The sequence below is a fragment of the Shewanella electrodiphila genome (assembly GCF_023283985.1).
GTDB classification, from domain to species: domain Bacteria; phylum Pseudomonadota; class Gammaproteobacteria; order Enterobacterales; family Shewanellaceae; genus Shewanella; species Shewanella electrodiphila.
This window is the reverse complement of sequence record NZ_JAKIKU010000005.1, coordinates 89027-114666: the sequence shown is the minus strand read 5'-3', so window position 1 is coordinate 114666 and position 25640 is coordinate 89027. Positions and strand designations below refer to the sequence as shown.

Genomic DNA, 25640 nt, shown 5'->3' with positions numbered 1-25640 from the left:
AAACCTAAAAACGCAGAGTAATGTGCATTACTCTGCTGACACTCTTTTTACGAAAAATCTTCTAAATAGGTGTAACCCTTTAGACCTAACTGTAACTCTTCCAATATTGAGGTTCTTTCTTCTTCTGCAATATGCTGGTTGACTAACTCTTCGTAGGTGCGCATAAACGCAACGGCATCCAAGTTAACGTATCGCAGCACATCAGCAACGGTGTCACCCGCTAATACTGATTCAATATTCGGTAAACCATTTTCTTCAACACGAACCACTGCCGAATTAGTATCACCAAATAAGTTGTGCATATCGCCTAAGATCTCTTGATAAGCACCAACCATGAAAAAGCCAATTAAATAAGGACTTTCTGGTGTCCATGCAGGTACTGGCAAGGTCGTTTCGATGCCTTGTCCATCAACGTACTGATCGACGATACCATCTGAATCACAGGTGATATCTAACATTACCGCACGTCTTTCAGGTGGCTTATCAAGGCCGCTTAACGGCAATACAGGGAACACTTGATCAATACCCCATGCATCAGGAATTGATTGGAACAATGAGAAGTTAACGAAAAACTTATCCGCAAGTTTCTCATTTAATTCATCAATAATCGGTCGATGGAATCGATTGTTATTACTTAATAAGCTTTTTAATGCATGACAAACTCGCAAGTTTGTTTGCTCAGCCCATGCGCGCTGCATTAGAGTCAGCTGGCCTACAGAAAACAATGAATGCGCTTCAGCAATATCGCTTTGAGTATCATGATAGATTTCAATGATAGCGCGATTATCTGGGCGCTCACTCATATCCGTCCACGACATCCACATATTGTGTAATAGCTGTGGCGCGTCTTCTTCTGGCGGCTGTATATCTTCTGGGTAATAGGACTCAGTACCAATCACATCGGTAATTAATACCGCATGATGCGCTGTTAAATGACGGCCAGACTCTGAAATAATACGTGGCATAGGCTGTTCGTATTCATTACAAATATCACCAAGCACACTGACGATGTTATTAGCATATTCAGTTAAGCCGTAGTTCATCGAGTTGTTACTTTGGCTTCGAGTACCGTCATAATCAACTGCGAGTCCACCACCGACATCAAAGGTGTCGATTAACGCGCCTAACTTTCGTAATTCACAGTAAAAACGCCCTGCTTCGCTCACGCCTTGGCGGATATCGCGAATGTTGGCGATTTGCGAGCCTAAGTGGAAGTGAATTAATTGCAAAGAACTCATCATATCGAGCTCTTTTAATTCATTCAGTACTTTCAAGACTTGCGCAGCTGATAAGCCAAATTTCGACTTCTCACCGCCACTGGCTTGCCATTTCCCTTTGCCTTGGAAGGCTAAACGAGTACGTAAACCCAGTCTTGGGGTCACGCCAAGCTCTTTAGACTCTTGCAAAATTAGCTTAAGTTCAGAAATCTTTTCGATAACGATATAAACTTTATGACCCAGTTTTTCACCAATAAGTGCTAACCGAACATATTCTTTATCTTTATAGCCGTTACATACAATCACTGAACTGGCTTTTTGCGCCATAGCCAGTACTGCCATTAATTCAGGTTTACTGCCTGCTTCTAAACCTAACTGAGGTACTTCTTTAGATTTTTGACTGGCTAATATTTCTTCAACAACGGTCTGCTGCTGGTTAACCTTAATAGGATAAACCAACAAATAATCATTCTGATATTCGTACTTTTGAATAGCTTCATTGAATGCATCACATAAGTTTTCGACTCTGCGATGTAAAATCTGCGGGAAACGCACAAGCACTGGTAATGCAACACCAGCTTTCACCATATCTTTGGCAAGTTCATTCAAACCAATCGTACAGTCAGGTTTACTTGGGTCTGGTGTCACTGTGACTTCACCCGTGTCATCAATACCAAAATATTGCTGACTCCAATGGGTTACGTTATAGCTTGAACGTGCGTTTTCGATAGACCAATCTTTCATATTCTTCATTCCGTCTATTCAGCAGATTATGCAGTCACGCTTTGGGCGTTTTTCACTGCAACTTCTACAAATGCGGGCAATGCAAAGCTTGCCATGTGTAAAGCAGGCGTATAGTAACGAGTGCTGATATTAGCCTGTTCAAAACGTTGCTTTAATGTCGTTATATCAATTTCACGGGCGGTTTCATCATTGGTTGCCCATGCAAACGCCATCGTGCCACCAATGTAAGTAGGTACTGCAGCATTATAAAACCAACAGTCCTTCACATATGGCGTCATACGACGCACTGTATCTTGTAACTCTTCAGGCTGCATAAATACCACGCCATTTTGAGCAACAAAAATGCCTTTTTCAGTTAAGCAGCGAATGCAATTTTCATAAAATGCAGAACTGAATAATACTTCACCAGGTCCGACCGGATCGGTGCAGTCAGAAATAATCACATCAAACTGCTGCTGGCAATGTTCAATAAAGTGCATTCCATCATCGATAACTAAATTCACACGAGCATCTTCAAATGCGCCTTGTGAATGTTGTGGGAAATAGGTTTTACACATTTCGACCACATTAGCATCGATTTCAACCATAGTAACCTGCTCTATAGATTGATGTTTTAATACCTGTCTTAACATTCCGCCATCACCGCCTCCAATGATAAGTACTTTTTTAGCACTGCCATGGGCAAGGATCGGAACGTGAGTCATCATTTCATGATAAACAAATTCATCTTTTTCTGTTGTTTGAATGGCACCATTTAATGCCATTACTCGGCCAAAATTAGTATTTTCAAAAATACTTAAATGCCATTGCTCTGTTTTTTGTTCAAACAAAACTTGTTCAACTTCAAAGTACTGGCCATAACCAGCATGTAAAGTTTCGTAATAAATATTTGATTTGTTTAGCATGTTAAAAGTCCAACACTGCCACAAAATTCGATGACCTTCGCAGCGTAGATATAAGTTAAAAAGGTGAACAAATAATGGCTAACCCTTATCATGAGCCTAGGTTCATGAATGAGTGAAATTCAATTTCAAAGGATTATAATTAACGCATTTATTGTTCGCACTACCTTGATAAATGAAGATAAGTCTCAAGCTTATCGCACGTCAAGATAATCTGCTGTTTTTTCAACCTCAACAAACCTTTATAAAAAGCACTTGGTTCAATTAAAAAAGCGGCGCAATTAAACCCTGCAAACAATGATAATGCAAGGGTGAAAAAGCAATTTTAGTATAAATTTAATTCATTATTTTAGTGCAACAGAAAAGTTCTGTTTTTTTTGTTAAAAACCAAATAGTTCCCTCAAAGAAATTATGCCTATTTTGTGCATATCATTAACTTAAAATTTCTAATCTGTGTTTTATTGAGTTTAGTTTATGAACGCAAGTTACAACTACAGCTATTACGTATATAATTAGCCTGTTTTCTCCTTATCTTTAGTTAAATAGAGCCGCAAATGATACAAATCGGAAAGAATCACTCCCTAGAAGTCGTAAAACAAGTCAGTTTTGGCGTTTATGTGAATGCGCAAGAATTAGGACAAGTACTATTACCTAATAAGTTTGTCCCTAAAAACTGCCAAGTTGGCGATATGGTTGATGTATTTCTTTATCTTGATTCTGAAGATATTGTGATTGCCACCACTCAAAAGCCCTATGCACAAGTGGGTGAGTTTGCTTACCTAAAAGCCATCGCAACTGGACCATTTGGTGCCTTTTTAGATTGGGGCTTAGACAAAGACTTGCTATTACCTTTCGGTGAACAGCACAGAAGCATTGAAGAAGGTAAATCTTACTTGGTTTATGTTCATCCTAACCATGTTGATGAGCGTATTATGGCTTCATCTAAAGTCGATAAGTTTTTAGATAAAACACCTGCTGAGTATGAAGCTGGACAAGAAGTCGATTTAATTATCGGCGGCAGTACAGACTTAGGCTTTAAAGCCATTATCAACAATGCCCATTGGGGTGTTTTGTTCCAAAATGAAGTATTCCAGCGTTTAAGTTTTGGCCAATCAATTAAAGGCTATATTAAACAAGTGCGTGAAGACGGCAAAGTTGATTTGATTTTACAAAAAGCTGGTCAACAAAACTTAGATAAAAATGCTGAAACAATCATTAATAAATTACACCGTGCAGGTGGCTTTTTACCATTAAATGATAAGACTGATTCAGCGATCATTTATGACCAATTAGCCATGAGCAAAAAAGCGTTTAAGCGCAGTATTGGTGGTTTATTTAAAGGTGGCCAAATCAGTATCGAAGATGATGGCATAAGATTGCTTAAATAAGCTACAGATAAACTGAATTATTTGATAAAAAGCATGGTTCTGTTATAACAAACCATGCTTTTTTATTTGGAGTAATTTATGGAACTTAGCAATCAAGAAGCCCGCGTCATCGGCTGTTTATTAGAAAAAGAAATTACTACCCCCGAACAGTATCCCCTTTCCATTAACTCCCTGACCATGGCATGTAATCAAAAAAGCAGCCGTGAACCTGTGATGAGCTTATCTGAACAAGAAACACAATCACTCATAGATGACCTCACCAAGAAAAGACTGATCAGCGAGCAAACTGGCTTCGGCAGCCGCGTGGTTAAATACAAGCACCGCTTTTGTAATACCGAATTTAGTGACCTTCAATTTTCAAATGAACAAATTGCCATTATCATTGTATTACTGCTTCGCGGACCTCAAACTCCTGGTGAGCTTAAAACCCGCTGCAATCGATTACATGAATTTGATGGGCCGCAGCAAGTAGAAGCGGCACTGCAATCTTTAGCATCAAGAGATGAGCCGTTAGTAGTGCAATTGCCTCGAGAAGCCAATCGTCGTGATAGTCGATACGCGCAACTTTTCTCAGATAAACAGTATCTTGAGCAAGGCATTACTTCATTTGACGTAACTGCTGCTCCAGTAGTTAAACCTGCGAGTAATGAAGCAACACATGCCCTACTTGAAAGAGTTGATGCATTAGAATCTCAAGTGAGTGATTTAACCCAGCGTTTAGCCGAACTTGAACAACTGCTAGATTAATCATTAAAGTCAGAGTTAACACTGACTTAACAAAAATTAATCTTCATCTGGTTCGCTATCAAGTATGATGGCGAACACATCACCGTTTTCTCAAGGATATTTTTTACTTATGGACGCATCTCCTCGGTCTTCCTCACTTCGTCAAACTTGGCTTATTGCCAGTTATGAACTGAGTAAGCGATTCACTAATACCAAAGGTATTGCGGCGTTAATCGCCTTCTCATTACTCTGGGCAATTATTTTGTTATACCCAGTGCAAAGTGCCTCAGTCTATATGTTAGAACCTGGCTTTAAAGAGCTTGTACAAAGTATCTATGGCCCTGATGCACTCGGCCAACTTTTTAGCTGGAAGGTCGCTGAGTTTGCCGTTTTTTGGTGTATTGCACTGTATGTGTTCCCAATGTTCAGCATTTTTATCACTGCAGATCAATTCAGTTCTGATAAACAACGTGGCTCATTTAGATTTCTTACCTTAAGAGTCAGTCGTGATAGTATTTTCTTCGGTCGCTTCTTAGGTCAAATGCTCATACAAGGGTGTTTGCTGTTATTAACTATTATTGCCACCATCTTGATGGTACTCACTAGAGATGCTGGATTATTTACCGATGCCTTATTAAGTGGTTTTTCAGTATTTATCAATGTCTTTATCGCACTGCTACCTTATACCGCAGTTATGGCTGTTTTATCTTGGTATGCAAATAGCGCACGACAAGCGAGTATTTACGCCGTGATCTTATGGGCGGTGAGTGGCATTTTAATCATGATCATTAATAGCCAATTACCTGCTATGTCATTTTTAAGTTGGGTACTACCTGGTTCGCAATTATCATTAATGATAAATACGCAAGGGTTAAGCTCATTGATGTATGCACCCATTCCTCTCATTCAAACACTTGCTGTATTAATAGCAGGTCGTATTTACATGCAACGGAGTGCACTATGAAGCTAATTACATGTGAAGGTGTATCTAAGCAATACGGTACTAAAGCGGCCCTTTCTAATATCAATCTGTCATTAGATACCGGCGCGCCTATCGCCCTTGTCGGCCCTAATGGCGCAGGTAAAACCACGTTATTTAGCTTGCTATGTGGCTTTATTCACCCGAGTTCTGGTGAGATCTCTATTTTAGGTGAAAAACCTGGCAGCCAGAAATTACAAAACGTTGTCACTGCTTTACCGCAAGATGCGTCGCTAGATCCTAACTTTACTATCGTGTCGCAACTGACATTTTTTGGAAAGTTACAGGGCATGAATGGCAAACAGGCAAAACAAGAAGCCCTACGAGTGCTGGAATTAGTGGATTTATCCGCCTCAGCTTTAATGTTACCTAAAAGCTTAAGCCATGGCATGAGTAAACGTGTTTCTATCGCTCAAGCGCTCATGGGATCGCCTAAATTAGTCTTGTTAGATGAACCCACAGCGGGACTTGATCCTGCTAATGCCAAAAAAATCCGTCAAATCGTAAAGGATTTATCAGCAACCACCACATTCGTCATCAGTTCGCACAATTTAGAAGAACTAGAAAAGCTCTGTGATCAGGTGCTTTATTTAGAACAAGGGCAATTGCAACAATCAGTTTCAATGAAAGCTGATGCAGAAACAGCCTTTTTGACTCTGACGATGCAGCAATCTGATATCGCACTATTGAGTGATAAAGTAAGAAGCATGCCTAACATCATCAATGTCAAAGTCAGTGATGACGAACAAATCATTATCGAGCATCATTTTGATACTAGCTTTAACCTTGAAACGGCATTACTCGCACTATTTAGTGAACATGGCTGGCAATATAAAGCCATCATGAAAGGGAGAAGCTTGGAAGAAACTCTTTTTTCTAGCTAGATAAACTCTGCATCAAGTCAGTAAGCTCAGTATTAAATACTGGGCTTTTTGTTTACAGGCTAGTTATTTTCAGGCTAGTTTTCGATCAGGCTAGCTATCATCTGGCTAGTTATTGAACCAACATCCAACTTAAACCACAAACCACAAACCACAAAGTAAAAGTAAAAGTAAAAGTAAAAGTAAAAGTAAAAAGTAAAAAGCTGAAAGTCACCTACTCATTATTCATATCGTATACATTCCCTACTTAGGCAAAACTGCAGCCAAAACTGCAGCCAAAACGCCGTCGCTATTCTAAACGCTCAAGTCATAGGCATAAGTCTTAGTCATTTCTGAACAGCCATTGGCACATCTCATAGCGCACATCACAGTTCACCGCTCATAGCTCATAGCTCATAGCTCATAGCTCATAGCTCATAGCTCATAGCTCATAGCTCATAGCTCATAGCTCATAGCTCATAGCTCATAGCTCATAGCTCATAGCTCACCAGTAAAATAAAACTAACTTTGAGCAAGGTAAGTATTTAGGAAAAGTTTAATTGACCTTCAACACGGCAAAAATAAACTGAGACAAGTGCGTGAACGACGAAGAATGATAGTGGATAGCTTTGAGGCTTTAGCAAGAAGAAGTTAAGAATAGAGGTAGAATGGAGATAAATAATTAATTTTAAGCAAAAAAAAACTGTAGTCAAAGACTACAGTTTTATTTAATTATCTAGCCGAAGCTAGGAATAATTAAACTACAGTTACGTTCTCAGCTTGAGGTCCTTTCTGACCTTGAGTAACAGTGAACTGAACTTTTTGACCTTCGTCAAGAGTTTTGAAACCGTCTGAGTTGATTGCACGGAAGTGAACGAATACGTCTGGACCAGACTCTTGCTCGATAAATCCGAAACCTTTGTCAGAGTTGAACCACTTAACAACACCAGTAACTTGAGACATGATATAAATCCTGTATATAAAAAATAAAGCCTTAACGGCGGTAGAGCTGAAAATGCCGGTTTTACTTATGTTCACAGGACGAAACTGGTCGTATTGAAACACATAAACTAAGCCCAACCTTCAAGCCCGATAGATTATGAACCTTTCTACGGGGATGTCAACTAACATCAACATTTTAATTCAATTAGTTATTACCACGCTTAAAATTCGCGAATAAGATAACGGTTTAAAACTAAATATCAGATTCAAAAAGTAAAATAGCAAATTTAGATGACAAATCAATTACGTTGATGAATTTCAATACTAAAGTCTAACTCGCAGCTAAGTCCTTGTTCTGCAATTTGAGCCTTTTGCTCTTGGGTCAATTTCCACGCATAAGGCGTCATATTCAAAAAGTGTTCAATATCAATAGGGTCTGATAACACTAGTGGGTACTGCAACCTTTCTTGATGAAGACAAGTAAAGCCATCAAGCTCAGCTTTAGCCTCTTCATGGGGTTTTGGCTCACTATAAATGATCTTTTTCATTGCAAAGTGATGCATGGGACCAGGAGAAACCGTGATTAATACACCGTCTTTTTTTATCACTCGTTGCAGTTCATCAATTTTTGAAGGCGCGTAAATTCGCATCGCTAAATCGAATATTGCATCCGCAAAAGGCATTTCATAGGCACTCGCGACACAAAAATCTAATTCAGAATATCGTTTAGAAGCGTATTTAATCGCTGATTTAGAAATGTCTAACCCTTGCAAGTGACACTGAGCGCCTTCGTCTTCACTTTCAGTTGCTTTAGCGCTTTGCTGCATTGCTTTGAATAAACGATGACTGTAATAGCCTTCTCCGCAACCTATGTCTAAGATTTTTTGAGCATCAGGGCTAAATTTAACAGCCAGCTGATTAACTCTGTCACTGAGCTGTTGGTAATAACCTTTATTCAAAAACTCACGACGGGCAAACATCATGGTTTTATTATCACCGGGATCTTTAGAGTTTTTCTTTTGAACAGGTAGCAAGTTGACATAGCCCTCTTTGGCACAATCAAACTGGTGGCGGTTCTCACACTGCCAAGATTTTGCGTTAAGTGTTAAACAAGAACGGCATATTGGACAAATATATTGCATCAAATAACTCTAATAAGAATGATTAAAGAAGTGTGCGTCTCATTGTTTTAAGATTAATGAGACCCAAATAAAAGGATTTTACGCAATGAACGTGGAAATGTCAGGTATCTTCAGTGAGCTTATCAACCATTAAGCTGACATCGGCTGGTGCAAGTAAGCTAAAACATTCTAATTTTCGTTGTAAGTCTTCCACATCCTTTGAAAGCTCATTAGCTGCTGATGCATAATTGGTTCTTTGTTGAGACTGGCTATAGGTTCTTAATAACCATTGCTGCTTATGATTTAACAAATTATCTAGCTTAAGTAGCTGAGCTGCAATAATCGCATGCACTTTGTTGCGTTCTTCCGCAAGGTACAGATTAATATCTGCCCGCACCTGCTCAATTTCACTGATATTAATTGCTAAGTTTTCAGGAGACTCTTCATAGTCGAAATTTCTCGCTAAAATGGCTTTTGCCATCATCAACTCTTTCGGCTCTTGGTTTAGGCGCAAATCGCTCTCTAGATTTATTGATTCACAAACAGACTGTAAATAGCCTATGTTTATCTGCTTTTGAGGTGTGCCTTCAGCAGTGAAAGATAAACCAATGCCTTTTCTTAATAACTCAGCTGATATTCTTGGTGCAACTCCCACTCTGGCATATAAACGAAAGCCTTGGCCAAATGTACGCTTAAATTCAGCTTTTTCGGGCTGTTCAACAATCTGTGAATTAATGACATCGACTTTAAAAAATGGCTGACAAGTCAAAATAAAGCTAGAACACTGCTCATCTTCTGACTCGCAAATGATAATCTCGGCTAAGGGCTGGCTTAATGCTGGTAATAAAATAAAATCACTAACGTCATCAGCAAGCGCAATTAACAGGGTTTGTCCTTGGTTAATTTGATACTTAACTGGTTGACTAAATAAATGATTATACATACTGACTCCTGTGATACTTTTCAGAGTGTAACCAGCTAATTCGATTACGTCACCCTATTAAAAAGCATTCAATCAGTTTTGTAGCCTGTAAACATTACTAATTAACAGTGTTAAGATATTTATAATTCAAAATTAGGATACCGCGATATTATGGCAAGTGCTTTTCAACCCACTCTTTTCTGGCACGATTACGAAACTTTTGGCGTCAGCCCAGCAAAAGATCGCCCTTCACAGTTTGCAGGTATTCGTACTGATTTAGATCTTAATATTATTGGCGAGCCTGAGAATTTTTATTGCAAACAATCAACTGATTACTTGCCATCACCTGAAGCTATTTTAGTTACAGGTATTACGCCTCAGTTAGCCAATCAAAAAGGCATGGCTGAAACTGAGTTTATGGGCCGTATCAATAGCATTTTTACCGAACCTAACACCTGTGTTGTTGGCTACAACTCTTTACGGTTTGATGATGAAGTAAGTCGTTATGGCTTTTATCGTAATTTTATCGACCCTTATGCCCGCGAATGGCAAAACGGTAATAGCCGTTGGGACATCATTGATTTAGTCAGAGCTTGCTATGCATTTAGACCAGAAGGCATTAATTGGCCTCTCAAAGAGGATGGTTCACCAAGCTTCAGGTTAGAAGAGTTAACCAAAGCTAATGGCTTAAGCCATGAACAAGCTCATGATGCCATGAGTGACGTGTATGCCACGATTTCGATGGCAAAATTAATTAAAGAAAAACAGCCAAAATTATATGAGTATTATTTTGGTTTACGTAATAAGAAAAAGGTCGCAGAGCTCATTCAAGGTGACTTTATGCAGCCCTTGGTTCACGTTAGCTCGAAAATCAGTGCGGCAAATGGCTGTGTCACATTAATCGCCCCTATTGCGCCACATCCAACCAATAAAAACTCGATGTTATGTGTGAACCTAGCAATGGACTTAACCCCATTAATCACGCTTTCAGTAGAGGAAATAGTCCAGCGAATGTACACCCCGCGCAGTGAGCTCGCACCGGATGAGTTACCTATTCCACTTAAGCAAATCCATTTAAACAAATGCCCATTTATTGGTACACCTAAGCTACTCACCGAACAAGTCGCTGAGCGTCACCAGTTCGATATGGAATTTGCACGCTCACAATATAAGTTGTTTAAGCAACACCCAGAGTTACGTGAAAAATTACAGGCGGTGTTTGAAGTTAATGATCACCCAGCAGCAACAGACCCTGATTTAATGCTTTATAGCGGCGGCTTCTTTAGTCATGCCGATAAAGGCAAAATGGAAATGATCCGCAATACCAAGCCAGAAAACCTTGCCGCGCTGCAACTTGATTTTGAAGATGAGCGTTTAGGACAAATGTTTTTCCGCTATCGTGCGCGTAATTACCCTGAAACCTTGAATCATGACGAATCACTTATTTGGCGAGAATTCTGTCAACAACGCTTGTCTGATGCTGATTATGTGATTAATCTCGAAAACTTATTGGAAGAAACCAGCGAGAATGAGCACAAGCAGAAGTTATTAAAAGCGCTTTGTTTATACTTGCAATCACTTTAAGTGTTGAAGTAAGTAACTTACATTGCACTTATCGTTAAATAAAAGGAATTGCTCATGCAAAACCGTTTCATTGATAGCATCACCCAACTACCTAAGCCGGTAGCCACAGCCTTAATCCCATTACTCAATGAAGATTTTTGCGGTCATATCGATGCCAGTCAACTGGCAACACTGGTAAAAGCCAGTGACATGACAGAAGAAGCTTTACTATTAAGCTTGTTACCCATCGCTGCTGCGCTAGCTAAACCTAGCATCAGTGAATTCTATGTGGGCGCGATCGCCAAAGGGGAAAGCGGTGATATTTATATGGGAGCAAATTTTGAACTAGCCTCTGAAGCGCTCTTTCATACCGTTCACGCAGAGCAAAGTGCCATTAGCCATGCATGGTTAAATGGCGAACAAAAGATTGTTGATATCGTGGTTAACTTCAGCCCTTGTGGCCATTGCCGTCAATTTATTAATGAACTAGTTAGCGGCATTGATATTAAGATTCACTTACCAGGCCAGCAGCCACAATTGCTTGCTCATTATCTGCCTTATGCCTTTGGGCCAAAAGATTTACAAGTGACTAAACCTTTATTGTCTAAAAGCAATATTGAATTTAGCTTGAATTCAGACGACCCAATGATCATTGAGGCGGTTGACCAAGCTGGGCTAAGTTATGCGCCCTACACTAAAAACTTTGCCGCTGTGGTTATTGAAACCAAAGACGGTAGAACCTATTGCGGACGCTATGCAGAAAATGCGGCATTCAACCCTTCAATGATGCCAATGCAAATGGCACTGTCGAATTTAATTCGTCACGATCGTGACTACAGCGATATTAACCGTGTAGTGTTAATTGAGTCATCGGCAGGGAAAGTAAGCTTGGTGAATGCGACAATGGACACTTTACAAGCTGTTGCAGCAGTAGAGCTTGAACACATCGTCGTAGACCCAAGTTAGGCAACACTTTTTACACTTAAATGAATCTAAAGCTAGTTTAAGGTTAAAAGCTAAAAGCGCATTGGTTTATTGCAATGCGCTTTTTATTTTCAAAATCGCAACTACTGATTTGTACATTAATTAAATTAGCCAATATGGCCATATTGATTAAGAATTTAATTGCACAAACGCTGTAATTCCTTACACTCTTCGTTTTCCTTTTAAGATAATCCATACATGCCTGATTTAGCCATATTAGCGGTATTTATACCGACCTTCTTTTTTGTCTCAATTACACCTGGTATGTGCATGACTTTAGCCATGACACTCGGGATGAGTATTGGTGTTAGGCGCACTCTATGGATGATGTTAGGAGAACTCGTTGGTGTCGCATTAGTGGCCATTGCTGCAGTCATGGGTGTTGCCAGCGTCATGCTAAATTACCCAGACGCTTTCGCTATTTTAAAATGGATTGGTGGTGCATATCTCGCTTACATCGGCATTAACATGTGGCGCTCAAAAGGTAAAATGGCCATTGTTGAAGGCCAACAAACCGACTTATCAATCAGTAATTATGCACTTATCTCACAAGGCTTTGTGACCGCCATTGCCAACCCTAAGGGCTGGGCTTTCATGATTTCTTTACTGCCACCTTTTATCAGCGTCGATAAAGCCGTTGGACCACAATTATTCTGGTTGCTGTCAATCATAATGCTCACTGAAAGTATATCTATGCTCGCCTATGCAAGTGGCGGGAAAAGTCTACGTATGTTTTTATCTCGCGGTGACAACATTAAGTTAATGAACCGTATTGCAGGCAGCTTGATGATAGGTGTGGGCTTTTGGCTTGCGCTGGGATAGTAGTTTTAAAACTATTTAGGCTGAATTAAATGATATACCTGCTAAAACACCAAAGCTAAACTAACCTTATCAAATAGGCTAGCCGCAATGGCTAACCTTCTCAATAAAAGTACCTATTGATAATTCATAAATCTGTTTTGATAATTTAACTGGTTTGTTTGGTAAATATCCTTAGATAAAGATTAGCCAACATCGTTCAAAAGCACCAAAATCATTCAAACCTTAATTCTATCCTCCGCTCATAAAGCTAAAACTAGTCCATATAGCCCCAATGCTAACCGTACTCTTGAGCCGTAGTTATCGAGACTAACTAACCAGCACTCTCCCTATGGACCAAAATTCATATAATATTTTTTGCTTAAGTGGAAAATTGATTAGCTGGGTACAGCTTCTATCTCTATTTCCTAAGTATATACATATGCCTCGACTAACCGTTTTCTGCCCATACTCTTGATGATTCCAAGCAAGAATAAAAGTAACAACATCACTTTAATAAGCTCAGTTTTATGTCAATGCCTTAAAGTTTAAAGTCAAAACAAACATAAGTGAAATGGTTCAAGTTGAGGTTTAATCTAGGGTTTGAGTTATTACAAAAGAAGGTGATAACCAGCGTTTATCAGTCTCATAGATAATAGTAAATATTCCCAAAAGAAAACTATCTATAAAATCTTCACCTAATCAGTCGTTATCAGCGCCTCAAGATACAGAGAACGAAATCAGTTTGGAATTAACACAATGAAAGCATTAACAATAGCTCTACCTTTATTATTACTCACAGCATGTGGTAGTTCATCTGACTCTGCTCCAGAGCAACCTCCAGTTGAAGTACCACCAGTAACACAACCACCTGTGGATAAAGAACCACCTGTGGATACCACTCCACCATGTACTGTTGATTGTGACGGTATACCAACTGACCCTGACACACCGATTGATGGCGGAAGATCACCAATTTTACCAACTTTACCACCATGTACAGTGGATTGTGGGGGGGAAGAAATCCCAACAGACCCTGACACACCAATTGATGGTGGTCGTCCACCAGCAATTGACCCAACCGACCCATGTACATCTGACTGTGGTGGAGAAGGTATACCAACTGACCCAGATACACCTATCGGTGGCGGTCGTCCACCAGTAATTGACCCAACCGACCCATGTACATCTGACTGTGGTGGAGAAGGTATACCAACTGACCCAGATACACCTATCGGTGGCGGTCGTCCTCCTGTAGTTGAACCGACTGAACCATGTACTGAAGATTGTGATGGTTCGCCTGTTGAGCCGACTGACCCTGATGCACCTATTGAAGAAGGTGATAAGCCTTTACCAGAATGGGCATTGGAAGTTGAATCAGCTTATGGTATCCCTGCTGAACTAACTGTTGATGTATGTGGTTACAGTCTTAACAACGCAGAAGACTCTACTGCTTTCTGTACTTGGGAGGAAAATGTTAGCAAGCTAATAGTCTATATCCCTGCATTAGTAGCTAGCGATGAGCCAATAAGCATTTCACAAGGCTTTGGTACTTGGATGACTTATGAGTTCAGTAAAGATACTGCCACTTACAACAAGCACCCTGAGAGTCTTTTAGTTACTAATACATTTGTTACGGATGAAGATGAGTATACTTCTCTAGGTATGGGACATGCCACTTACCTTAGAGACACTAACACAGAGTTAACTCAAACATCTTCATATAATGAGTTCACTGATTGGTCATTAGGTCACGTAGCTGTAATGTTTCGTAACCCTGTAACTTACACAGGTGCTAAGTGGAACCAGGAAAGAGCTAGAGCTTACATCGATGCTATTGATGCAAGAGATTACTCTGCTGCAAGTACTGCTTACAACTACACTATCAACTATAAAGGTATGTCTCACAAAGTTTCTGGACATGCTGGTTTACGTGTAACTGATGGTTTAAGTAATGTACTGAAAATGGGTAGCTATGTTTGGGGTTACTAACAAATAACACAATCGATGCACTTCAATTAGGTGCATCTACCTGATAGCTAGAACTCGTTACCTCGCTCTGTCAGATATCAAAAATTTGGAATAATAGGCCATGAAAGCTTTAATCATTACATCAATCACCTTATTGGTATCATTCAATGCATCAGCATACACAGCTTCGCCCCCTGAATGGGATGGTAAGTATAATCCTGTAAGGCTGACCACTGACCCAATGACCCAATGACCCAATGACAGATAAAGTCACAGGTTCGGCATATCTTCAAGGTTTATCACTCCAATGTAATGAACAGTACATAACTGTTGGCTTTAGGTTCGGCAAGAATACTGGCGTACCTAGCGCGCCTATAGATGTAACTGTAAGGGTTGATAGTAATGAAGCATTTGTTGTGTCAACTAAGAACTTTAGTAACTCACATAATTCATCATTTATGCTACATGACGATGAACAAACTGAATTAATAGGTCAGCTAAAGAAAGGAGATAAGTTAATTTTCAAGGGGATGAACAAGCGTACCGGCAGCCCCTCTGAGCTTCACAGTGCTGGGCTTAAAGGCTTTACCAAAGCGTACACCAAACTTGCCATCCATTGCGGCCTAAACAACTAACATTCACAGACTCGTTCAATGAAATACGAGTTATGGAACTATTTTATCTATTTCGGAAATTCAATTCGTGAAAAAAATAATCATAATCGCACTTGCTGCAACCATAACTATTCTCACCCCTTTCAGAGCGCATTCCTCAGAATACCTTGAAGGCGATATACACGCGATTGCATCAGATTGCTTGCATTACGAGATTGATTATGTCGACGGCAAGCTTCGTAGCTTCAGACCAACAAATCCTAGTGCCTACGGTAGTGCTAGAGATAAAGGGCAGACTATAACAAATAGGAAAAGTAAAGAGTATGGGGATAGAGTTAGGTTTTCATTCGATAGGCATACTGAAGGTAAGACTAGTACGTTTGTTGATATTATTCTAAATACCAAGACGAACTCTATACAAGGTGTTACGGTTATTTATACGGGTGATAGAGATGTTATAACTAGATTACCTATAATGGCTAATGAATGTACCTTCCAAATCATCCGAAAGTAAACCCGAAATTTGTACCAGAGTTAATTAGACTTGAGCCTTACTTTTATTAGTAGGGCTTTTTTTATGCCCTTAATAGCTATATTCCATTAAGGAATATCTGCGGTCACTAACATGAATATAGTTCAGCGAATAACTACCCTTTCACTGTAATACTATCCACATTCCTCACTAACTCCTTTAGGTAACCCTAAAGGCTGGGCTTTCATGATTTCATTACTGCCACCTTTTATCAGCGTCGATAAAGCCGTTGGACCACAATTATTCTGGTTACTGTCGATCATTATGCTCACTGAAAGTGTATCAATGCTTGCCTATGCAAGTGGCGGTAAAAGCCTACGCATGTTCTTATCACGCGGTGACAACATTAAGTTAATGAACCGTATTGCAGGCAGCTTGATGATTGGAGTGGGCTTTTGGCTTGCGCTGGGATAACCTTGCATGTAACAACGACTATTACTGGTTTTAAATTTAGACTACAAAAGTGATAAAAAGAGAAATAGGGAAATCAATGTCTAGAGTGAAGCTTACTGGCTATATACAATTTCCGCACAACACCACTGCATACGAATTAGCAGATGTCCGTTTTGAGTTAGTAAAGCACACCCAACTCACCTTGAATGAAGAAGGTTGTATCAGTTTTAGTGTCACTCAAAGTCCCGTAAATGACTTAAGATTTGATGTTAATGAGGAGTTTGTCGATAAAGCCGCATTCGAATTTCATCAACAACGAGTCCAGCAATCAAACTGGTTTACAGTAAGTCAAACTGCGACTCGTCATTATACGATTATCGACAGTTAATCTTTTATGCGGCCTGCTGATAATACGGCTTGACGCAGTTTCTACCGCTCTCTTTAGCAACATATAAAGCTTTGTCTGCTCGAATAAGTAAGTCTTTTAATTCGGTGGTGCTTTGAGTCTTATCAGCAAGGCCAAAACTGGCTGTACAGGTTAACTTGCTTGATTCAGATAGGTTAATTTTACACGCTTCAATGTGTTCTCTCATCCGCTCTGCAACTTTTTCAGCATCTTGTATCGACGTATTTGGCATCGCCACAATAAACTCTTCACCACCAATTCGGGCACATAGATCATTTTCACGGCACAACTTTTTAATCGTGCTGGTCACTTCAATTAAACATTTATCTCCAACTAAATGGCCATGTTGATCATTAATTTTCTTGAAAAAATCCAAGTCTAATAAGACTAATGTAAAAGGGAGCTTTTTCTCTACGGCATCATCAAACAAACTTTTGCCTTCTGTAAAAAAGTGATGTCGGTTAGCGAGTTGGGTTAACGAATCCGTGGAGGCTTGTAATATCAATAACTTTTCATTCTTATCGATTTGTTTAGCAAAAATGTACAACACAAAAATGACTTCTAACATGGTGAAAAATACCACTGATTGATACAACATGTGATTCATTTGATCTGATAGCTGTATTAAAGGCGCATCATTTGGCGTGTTTTCACAATAGAAAAACAAGACTAACGCCGTCAAACTCAAGCTCACCTGCTCTACTCTTTCACGCAACTCAAATAAAAGAAATGCCCCAGTTGGAACCAGGAAATAATACAAATGAAATCCGCTAGCATTCGTCACGTAGACATTAGTACACACCAACAGGTGAAGCATTAGCACACTAAAAAACCATATTTTAGCCAGTCTTGAATGATGCGCAGCCGTAAATGCAATTGTGCACAGATATGCGATGGTAAAACCAAGATTGATAAAGCCAACAAGGGTGTTTTGAAGTAATAAAATATAATTTAATGAATAAAGCAAAGAAATAACGACTGTGATTAAGCCGATTATATTCATTGTTCTCGTGCGATTAGCAGATGAAAAAGACTGTTTACTGGTGCCCAGGTTTATAATTTTTTTTAGATTCATATGGGTAACTAAGTAAGTTAACGACTTGTAAACTTTAGCACGTTTATTCTGTCTATTCTAAAAAGACCGGTTCTGAAAATAAACAGCTTATTATTAAGTCTATGTGGAACTGTTGGCTAGCCACTTCTTAAAATTAGAAGTTATGAAAGTTAAAACTCTTGAAAGTTAGGAATCTTGAAAGTTAGAACTCTTGAAAATAAGTGGCGATGCCAAGTCATTAACCTTAATCGTGAAGATAAGGGTTTTATTCATTCATCGCTTTATTAATTTAGTGTCTAGGGGGCAGAATTAATTTAGTGCCTAGGGATAAGGCACTTTATTGTAAATTGTCCTTTTCTTTGTAGGGCAGCTTGCAAGCTAAATCCTGCATATATTGCTTTATATGCAGCTGTTCTTGCTGGCAGTAATGATAAATCGCTTTTCTGAACTCGTCATGTGCTACTTCGTGGTTTGAATAGGTTTCAACAGGCTCAAAACCCCGTGCTACTTTGTGTTCACCTTGCGCGCCGGCATCGAAGACGGTTAATCCATGATGAATAGCATACTCAATGCCTTGGTAATAACAGGTTTCAAAATGCAAGCCATCGACTTCCTCTAAACAGCCCCAATATCTACCATAAAGGTGGGTATTGGACACAAAATATAATGCTGATGCTATAAGGTTATTTTGATCGTTGGTCACTAATAGCAACCTAACTTGCCTGCCCATTGAACTGGCGATTTGACTAAAAAAGTCAGCATTTAAATAGCCTGTATGACCTGAGCGTTTTAGGTAGGTTTGCTGGTAGCAATGCACAAAACCTTGCCATTGTTCTTTGCTTGCCTTGTCGCCATCAATAAAGTCATAGTTAAAATACGCCACAGCTTTACGTTCTTTTTTAATGGCTTTTCTTTTTCTAGAGACTAACTGCGCTAAAAAGTCGTCAAAGTGCGGGTACTGTTTGTTTTGCCAATGAAACTGCGTACCTAATCTCGAAATTGTTGAATGGCTTAAATGCTTGAAATCATTTTGAGGTAAAAATAAACAATGCCAGGATGAGAACTGCTCACTTTTTATTGTTTGATTTAAAAAATGAGTGATTCTATTCAGTACGACTTCACGACTCACCTCTGATATCGACGAAATCATACCTATACGTTGACCCGAAACTGGCGTAAAAGGAATTGCAGCTACGAGCTTAGGATAGTACTCAAGCCCGTTGCGCTCATAAGCTTCAGCCCATGCCCAATCAAACACATACTCCCCCCATGAATGGGATTTTTCATAACAAGGTAAAATAGCAATAACATCACTATTAGAGGTAATCACAAGATGTTGTGGGCGCCAACCAGAGTCACTGCACACACTCAAACTTTGTTCTAATGCCAATAAATACTCGAATTGAGTAAACGGATTATCGTCAGTAAACACACGACTCCATTTTGATTTACCGATACTTGCAACTGAATCATAAAAATTAAGTTGGATATCTTCACTCAAAAACTCTGACATATTTCCTCAAAAAGCGGCATTAGATATTGTGTATTAGATCATACTTATGGCACATTGCAACCTATCAATGAATTTACAAAGGACTGAAAGTGGGTATTTTTTCTCAGTTTAAACCTATCGCTATTTCCACCAGCATTGCCATTGCACTCAGTTTAACTGCTGCATCTACAACCAGCGTAAGTGCAGCTAACGAGCAATCTATTTTCAGTCGCGCTGCCACAGCTCAACCCATTTGGGCTAAAAATGGCATGGTTGCCAGTCAAGAATCACTTGCAACCCGCATTGGTGTCGATATTCTCAAACAAGGTGGTAATGCTGTTGATGCTGCCGTTGCTGTAGGTTTTGCACTGTCGGTCACCCTTCCTCGAGCCGGTAATATCGGTGGTGGTGGTTTCATGATGGTACATTTAGCTGAAACCAATAAAACCATTGCTATCGATTATCGTGAAACGGCGCCAGCAAAGGCACATAAAGATATTTTTTTAGACGAAAAAGGCAATGCAAACCCTAAATTAAGCCGTGAACATGGCCTCGCTGTGGGGGTACCTGGTACGGTAATGGGCTTAGAACTCGCGCTAACCAAATATGGCACTATGAGTCTTAAAGATGTCATTAAACCCGCCATCGGGTTAGCTAATGACGGTATTGTCATTAATTCAGATTTGGCAGATTCATTAGATGGCTTAAAGCGCCGCATCTCTCAATGGCCAAGTTCCGCTGAAATATTTTACAAAAAAAATGGTGACAGCTTTTCGGTTAACGACAAGCTGGTACAAACTGACTTAGGGCATTCTTTATCACTGATTGCAAAGCACGGCAGTAAAGGGTTTTATCAGGGCGAAACCGCTGAGAAAATTGTGAGCGCGATTAATCTAGCGGGCGGGATTATGAGCCTAGATGACCTAAAAAATTATACCGTCGTTGAACGAGAGCCCGTTCGCGGCAGCTATCGAGGTTATGAAGTCGTTTCTATGCCACCTCCTTCATCAGGCGGTATTCACATCATTGAAATGCTCAATGTGCTAGAAAACTACCCAATTCAAAAGCTTGGTCATAACACTGCACAAACTTTGCATTTAATGACAGAAACGATGAAACATGCCTATGCAGACAGAAGTGAATATTTGGGTGATCCAGATTTTAATCCTGTGCCAATTGCTGCATTAACTAGTCAAAAATACGCAGACACCATTGCAAAACAAATCGCTTTTAATAAAGCCACTCCGAGTGCTGAAATAAAAGCTGGCGATATTGCGCCTTATGAAAGCGATCAAACCACCCATTATTCTGTTGTCGATCAATGGGGAAATGCCGTTTCAAATACTTACACCCTAAACTTCAGCTATGGCTCAGGCCTCGTGGCTGCTGGCACAGGTATCTTACTTAACAACGAAATGGATGACTTTTCAGCAAAGCCTGGCTCGCCTAACGGTTATGGGCTGATTGGCGGTGAAGCAAATTCAGTTCAAGGGAATAAACGACCTTTAAGCTCTATGAGTCCTACCATTGTGATGAAGGATGGAAAACCATTTCTTATCACTGGCAGCCCTGGTGGTTCTAGAATTATCACCACCACGCTGCAAGTCATCATGAATGTCATCGATCACCAATTGAATGTAGCAGAAGCGACTGCAGCGCCGAGAATTCATCATCAATGGCTACCAGATTATATAGGCGTTGAAACCAGCCTTAATGATGACACCATTACCTTACTTGAATCTAAAGGACACAAAGTGAAAAGATCCAGTGCCATGGGAAGCACTCAGTCAATATTAATTAATGAACATGGTATTTATGGCGCTTCAGATCCAAGGCGCGCAGGTTCAGAGACTCTTGGGCATTAAAGTGTTATTAATCTGAAGGGGTTAAACACACTTTCTGATTAGATATGTTGCGGTAGATAAATTGAGTAATGGTTAATCGTTAAATTGATTAATCGTTAAATTTATCTACCCTTCAATTTTACCACCATCACACTATTTCAAACACTCTTGTTTCCCTCAATTGCTTTGACAATGTTAAACACTAGCGTTTAACACAATCACTCAAACTTCCCTCCTTTGAATAAATAAACTCCACCTGCCGCAATAAATAGAAATCATTTTCATTTACAAATGTAAGTTTTTACCATTTAGTTACATTCAATAAATATTAAATCGGATATTCCATCTAAAGTTTACAAACTAATTGCCGACATTGTTCCTAAAGGAACACGCGTTATAAATCAATATCAATTAAAATATAAATCAGCAACATAAAATAACATTACTATTTAAATTAATCTTTATGAACAATTAAACGCAGGCACTAAATTGACACTGACAATTATTTGACGAATAAAGACTATATTCAAAATAATCAAATACACGTTTAAAATATGAGATTTATTTCAAAAAAATCTTTTTAACAAAAAAACAGCATAAGCCATTGAAAACAATATTATTCACCAAAAAAATGAGTTGAGATAAAGTAAAACACCAAGAAAGCTATATTTTTAGCATAAAAATCATATTATTATATGTAGAGTCCAGAACAAACTCTTAACTTTCACACAAACTTTAGCCTGTAGGATCAAATTTTAATGCAGTTAAACAGCTTAAAAATAAAGCATCGGATCGCTTTATTAACAGTCGTTGCCATTTTTTCGTTTGTTATATCTTTAGTTATTAACAATCAAAGTGTGCAACAAAATGCTGAAAGACTAAATGGACTTCAATCTCAACTATATCCAGTGTTAAATTTGGCCACTATTAATAAAGGCTTACTTTTACAACTTGATCAAAATATCCAGTCAGCTGTGACAACGGGTGAAGAAGATAATTTGGTCACTGCTGAAAATATGGTTACCCAAATAAATAACAACTTAAACTCTGTTAAATCTTTACTAGCATCTGAAGCCAATGATGCAAATAAAATGCAGCGTGATTTGAATGTTTATTATGACAATGCAAAATTATTGGTTGCTGAATTTCTAAAAGATGATGTCGACTTTAACAACATAAAGCGCCAAGCCGCTGATAACGCAAAACGTTATGAGCAACTCATTGAAATTTTTGATGAAAAACAAGTGCAATACTCACAAGAATTCGAATCAAGTATCCAAACAACTCTTGAAAGCTCAAATAGTGCAGCTAACTTTATGCTCACTATTGGGATTGCAGCTGCGGCATTTCTCATTGTGGTCGGCTTTCTGGTTAACCGTTCAATCATTGTCACCATCCAAAATGTCACTGACTCTTTACAAAACATTTCTGAAGGCGAAGGCGATTTACGATCTCGTATCGATTATCAAGGTAAAGACGAAATTGCCACCTTAGTACATTGGTTTAATCAATTCGTATCAAAACTGCAGGTTTCGATTGCTGATACAAAAAATACCACTGAGAGCTTAAGTTCAGTATCACATACCCTACTGGATAGCTGTAAAAACAGTGAAGTCACTGTTCAACAGCAAAATGAGTCAGTTGAACAAATTTCGCACGCCATGCGTGAAATGTTTGTCAGTGTGGCACACATTGCTGAATATGCCGCAAATGCTGCATCAGAAGCTGATAATGCTAACAATGAAGCACAGCAAGGCCAAGAAACCGTTGCTCAAGCCATTACGACCATCAAAAAGCTAGCAGAAGAAGTGCAAACAACGGCCGTAGTTGTCAATCAACTTGAAGCCTTTACCAGTAACGTAAATGACATACTCGATACCATTCGTGGTATTGCAGATCAAACCAATTTACTCGCATTGAACGCAGCTATTGAGGCGGCTCGTGCAGGTGAACAAGGACGAGGCTTTGCAGTTGTGGCCGACGAAGTAAGAACGCTTGCTTCTCGTACACAAGCTTCAACGCAAGAAATTCAGCAAGTATTGCAAGAGCTCCGCTCTACGTCGACTCAAGCGGTTGATGCAATGCAACGTGGAATAGAAACCGCTGAAGAGGGTGTTAAAACCACTTCATTAGCAGGGGATGCATTAATCAATATCACCAGTAAGGTCAGCGCAATTACGGTCGTTAATGATCAGATTGCCGCTGCAACTGAAGAGCAACACAACACTTCAGAGCTTATTCAGCAGTACATTGCAGATATTGAAACCAATGCCGCTAAAGTAAAAATGACCACGGATGAAATGGGCGGGATCAGTTATGACATTGAAGGTGTTAGTAAACAACTTGACGGCATAACGGGTCAATTTAAAGTCTAAAAAATAAAATATTAAGTCGATACAACGAATATCAACTTAAACAATGATGAGATGAACAGGAGTTACACCATGAAATTCAACTTGAAAGCGCTACCTTTAGCTATTTCAGTCGCTATGCTGCCTGCATACGTCGCTGCTGAAGAAACAAGTGATGAAAAAATCGCTAAATTAGAGCAGCAAGTTCAATCGCTTCAAAAAAGTCAAACAGAGAGCTTAACAGAACGATTCAGATTTAATGGTTTCATTAGCGCTGCGTATGTTAGTTCTGACAACAGTGCTGGATACAATGGTGCGACGACCAGCGCTGACTTCAGTGAAGACTCAAAAATGGGTTTTCAAGGGACGTTTAATATTTCAAACCAAACAACCGCTGTGATGCAATTAATGATGCGTGGCAGCAATGATTGGGAAGTTGAAGCTGAATGGGCTTATCTTGCACACAGTTTTGATAACGGCGTAAAAATCCGTGGTGGTAAATTACGTGTTCCACTATTTATGTACTCAGATTACTTAGATGTGGGTTACGCACAACCATTTGCACGTCCACCTTCAGAAGTTTACTCACAAGTGCCGTTTTCATCATACACTGGTGGTGATATAGCATATGATTACGAATTAGAAGACTCAACGTTAACAATACAAGCGTTTGGTGGTGAATCTGACGTCAATGATGAAGATGAAGGCCTTGATTTAGAACTATCTAATGTTATGGGGATAAATGCTTCTTGGACTGACTTAACTTGGACATTCCGAGCTGTTTATGGACAAACCGAATTAGATGGTTCTGTTGGAGCTGGGACAGTTGTTGTAGACAAAGAAACAGCGGCGTTTACTGGTTTAGGTGGTAGTTATGATGATGGTAACTGGATTGCTGTTGCAGAATGGACGACTGTCGAAATTGATGGTGTTTTAGCTGATTCAGAATCTGCATATCTAACTCTTGGTTACAGAATTAATGAGTTTACCCCTTACGCTACAGTTGCTTACTTAAAAACGACTGACGAGGATGAAAGAAGCAGTATACCTCCTTTAGCTTACGCATTTGATGAAGAACGTATGGCATATAGCTTAGGTCTACGTTGGGATGCTATTGAAAATGTAGCAGTGAAATTTGATGTTACTTACGCTACTGATTTCGGTGATACTCATGGCGGCTTATCAAACAACAACTTCAACCCACTTACGGGCAAGTTTATGTACGATGACAGTATGGTATACACAGTTAAATTCGACGCAGTATTTTAAGGAGCGATAAAATGAAAAAAGTATTATCTATTTTAGCGCTTAGCGTATGTTCAATTATGTCTGCGCAAGCAGCTGTTGTTGTTATCGGTGCACCTGGTGCTGCTGATATTTCTGCTTCTGATGCTAAAAAATTGTTCCTTGGTAAAGGTTCAAAATCTGCTGTTGTTTACGAACTTAATGAAGGCAACGCAACTCGCTCTGAATTTCATAGCAGCGTTACCGGTAAGTCAGACTCTCAACTTAAAGCGTTTTGGTCAAAACAGGTATTTACTGGTAAAGGTAATCCACCAGCTACAGTTTCAAACGCTGCGGCGATGAAATCAGCTGTTGCTTCGAATCCAAATGCAATTGGTTACATCGATGAAGCTGATGTAGATGCAAGTGTGAGGGTTATTCTAAAACCGTAAACTGAATTATATATTTGCAAAATATTTGCAAAAAACTAACAAAAGGGGACAGATATTTATCTGTCCCCTTTTTATTTAAATAAACAAAAACACTACTCTAAATCAAAGAATTGGTCACACTTATAAAATAATATCATTGCTCGTTAACAACTCGACCATTG

The 25640-nt window shown here is 39.3% G+C and carries 22 protein-coding genes and 1 pseudogene; 16 read left to right on the top strand and 7 right to left on the bottom strand.

All coding sequences use genetic code 11. The features are described from left to right. Positions 1 to 47: 47 nt before the first annotated feature. Both speA and speE read right to left on the bottom strand, forming a co-directional pair. Positions 48 to 1961, bottom strand: coding sequence for a biosynthetic arginine decarboxylase (speA, locus tag L2737_RS10915; protein ID WP_102527965.1), 1914 nt, complete (start codon positions 1959 to 1961; stop codon positions 48 to 50). 26 nt (positions 1962 to 1987) lie between these two features. Next, positions 1988 to 2866: a polyamine aminopropyltransferase gene (speE, locus tag L2737_RS10910; RefSeq protein WP_248955722.1), complete on the bottom strand. Its 879-nt coding sequence runs from the start codon at positions 2864 to 2866 to the stop codon at positions 1988 to 1990. A gap of 551 nt (positions 2867 to 3417) precedes the next feature. Between speE and L2737_RS10905 the strand changes: the two genes are divergently transcribed. The 4 genes from L2737_RS10905 to L2737_RS10890 all read left to right on the top strand — a co-directional run bounded on the left by L2737_RS10905 (position 3418) and on the right by L2737_RS10890 (position 6840). Beyond that, the gene (locus L2737_RS10905) at positions 3418 to 4251 is read left to right on the top strand and encodes a CvfB family protein (RefSeq protein ID WP_248955721.1); all 834 of its coding nucleotides are present in this window, start codon (positions 3418 to 3420) and stop codon (positions 4249 to 4251) included. Positions 4252 to 4329: 78 nt separating this feature from the next. Next, positions 4330 to 4998, top strand: a complete 669-nt coding sequence (locus L2737_RS10900; RefSeq protein ID WP_248955720.1) for a YceH family protein — start codon at positions 4330 to 4332, stop codon at positions 4996 to 4998. Between the two features lie 109 nt (positions 4999 to 5107). Next, positions 5108 to 5941 (top strand): ABC transporter permease, encoded by an 834-nt coding sequence (locus L2737_RS10895; protein WP_229369043.1) that lies wholly within the window; start codon positions 5108 to 5110, stop codon positions 5939 to 5941. Next, positions 5938 to 6840 (top strand): ABC transporter ATP-binding protein, encoded by a 903-nt coding sequence (locus L2737_RS10890; RefSeq protein ID WP_248955719.1) that lies wholly within the window; start codon positions 5938 to 5940, stop codon positions 6838 to 6840. The genes L2737_RS10895 and L2737_RS10890 overlap by 4 nt, the downstream gene beginning before the upstream one ends. A gap of 732 nt (positions 6841 to 7572) precedes the next feature. Here L2737_RS10890 and L2737_RS10885 read toward each other — a convergent pair. From L2737_RS10885 to L2737_RS10875, 3 genes are all read right to left on the bottom strand, one after another. Continuing rightward, positions 7573 to 7779, bottom strand: a complete 207-nt coding sequence (locus L2737_RS10885) for a cold-shock protein (RefSeq protein WP_012155714.1) — start codon at positions 7777 to 7779, stop codon at positions 7573 to 7575. 278 nt (positions 7780 to 8057) lie between these two features. Next, positions 8058 to 8900: a 23S rRNA (guanine(745)-N(1))-methyltransferase gene (rlmA, locus tag L2737_RS10880; protein ID WP_248955718.1), complete on the bottom strand. Its 843-nt coding sequence runs from the start codon at positions 8898 to 8900 to the stop codon at positions 8058 to 8060. A 100-nt stretch (positions 8901 to 9000) separates the two neighbouring features. Then, a complete protein-coding gene (locus L2737_RS10875; RefSeq protein WP_248955717.1) occupies positions 9001 to 9822 on the bottom strand; it encodes a hypothetical protein in 822 nt (273 codons plus the stop codon). Positions 9823 to 9972: 150 nt separating this feature from the next. Between L2737_RS10875 and sbcB the strand changes: the two genes are divergently transcribed. The 8 genes and pseudogenes from sbcB to L2737_RS10840 all read left to right on the top strand — a co-directional run bounded on the left by sbcB (position 9973) and on the right by L2737_RS10840 (position 17044). After that, positions 9973 to 11385, top strand: a complete 1413-nt coding sequence (gene sbcB / locus L2737_RS10870) for an exodeoxyribonuclease I (RefSeq protein ID WP_248955716.1) — start codon at positions 9973 to 9975, stop codon at positions 11383 to 11385. Positions 11386 to 11439: 54 nt separating this feature from the next. Next, a complete protein-coding gene (gene cdd, locus L2737_RS10865; protein WP_229369048.1) occupies positions 11440 to 12330 on the top strand; it encodes a cytidine deaminase in 891 nt (296 codons plus the stop codon). Positions 12331 to 12546: 216 nt separating this feature from the next. Beyond that, the gene (locus L2737_RS10860; protein WP_248955715.1) at positions 12547 to 13170 is read left to right on the top strand and encodes a LysE family translocator; all 624 of its coding nucleotides are present in this window, start codon (positions 12547 to 12549) and stop codon (positions 13168 to 13170) included. 735 nt (positions 13171 to 13905) lie between these two features. Beyond that, the gene (locus tag L2737_RS10855; protein ID WP_248955714.1) at positions 13906 to 15138 is read left to right on the top strand and encodes a hypothetical protein; all 1233 of its coding nucleotides are present in this window, start codon (positions 13906 to 13908) and stop codon (positions 15136 to 15138) included. 100 nt (positions 15139 to 15238) lie between these two features. Then, positions 15239 to 15370: a hypothetical protein gene (locus L2737_RS22325; RefSeq protein WP_283108320.1), complete on the top strand. Its 132-nt coding sequence runs from the start codon at positions 15239 to 15241 to the stop codon at positions 15368 to 15370. A gap of 4 nt (positions 15371 to 15374) precedes the next feature. Continuing rightward, complete coding sequence (locus tag L2737_RS10850) at positions 15375 to 15752, top strand: hypothetical protein (protein ID WP_248955713.1); 378 nt, start codon at positions 15375 to 15377, stop codon at positions 15750 to 15752. Positions 15753 to 16413: 661 nt separating this feature from the next. Then, positions 16414 to 16677 (top strand): annotated as a pseudogene (locus L2737_RS10845) (LysE family translocator); the annotation flags it as partial. Positions 16678 to 16753: 76 nt separating this feature from the next. Next, positions 16754 to 17044 (top strand): putative quinol monooxygenase, encoded by a 291-nt coding sequence (locus tag L2737_RS10840; protein ID WP_248955712.1) that lies wholly within the window; start codon positions 16754 to 16756, stop codon positions 17042 to 17044. 4 nt (positions 17045 to 17048) lie between these two features. Here the strand turns inward: L2737_RS10840 and L2737_RS10835 are convergent, their stop codons facing one another. Together L2737_RS10835 and L2737_RS10830 are read right to left on the bottom strand one after the other, a co-directional pair. After that, positions 17049 to 18137 (bottom strand): GGDEF domain-containing protein, encoded by a 1089-nt coding sequence (locus L2737_RS10835; RefSeq protein WP_346349192.1) that lies wholly within the window; start codon positions 18135 to 18137, stop codon positions 17049 to 17051. Positions 18138 to 18453: 316 nt separating this feature from the next. After that, complete coding sequence (locus L2737_RS10830; RefSeq protein WP_248955710.1) at positions 18454 to 19629, bottom strand: GNAT family N-acetyltransferase; 1176 nt, start codon at positions 19627 to 19629, stop codon at positions 18454 to 18456. 89 nt (positions 19630 to 19718) lie between these two features. Between L2737_RS10830 and ggt the strand changes: the two genes are divergently transcribed. The 4 genes from ggt to L2737_RS10810 all read left to right on the top strand — a co-directional run bounded on the left by ggt (position 19719) and on the right by L2737_RS10810 (position 25479). Then, on the top strand, positions 19719 to 21473 hold the full coding sequence (ggt, locus tag L2737_RS10825; protein ID WP_248955709.1) for a gamma-glutamyltransferase: 1755 nt from the start codon (positions 19719 to 19721) through the stop codon (positions 21471 to 21473). 737 nt (positions 21474 to 22210) lie between these two features. Continuing rightward, a complete protein-coding gene (locus tag L2737_RS10820; protein ID WP_248955708.1) occupies positions 22211 to 23827 on the top strand; it encodes a methyl-accepting chemotaxis protein in 1617 nt (538 codons plus the stop codon). A gap of 69 nt (positions 23828 to 23896) precedes the next feature. Further along, entirely contained in the window at positions 23897 to 25072 is a 1176-nt protein-coding gene (locus tag L2737_RS10815) for a hypothetical protein (RefSeq protein ID WP_248955707.1), read from the top strand. 11 nt (positions 25073 to 25083) lie between these two features. Further along, on the top strand, positions 25084 to 25479 hold the full coding sequence (locus tag L2737_RS10810; RefSeq protein ID WP_248955706.1) for a type 2 periplasmic-binding domain-containing protein: 396 nt from the start codon (positions 25084 to 25086) through the stop codon (positions 25477 to 25479). Positions 25480 to 25640: the final 161 nt, after the last annotated feature.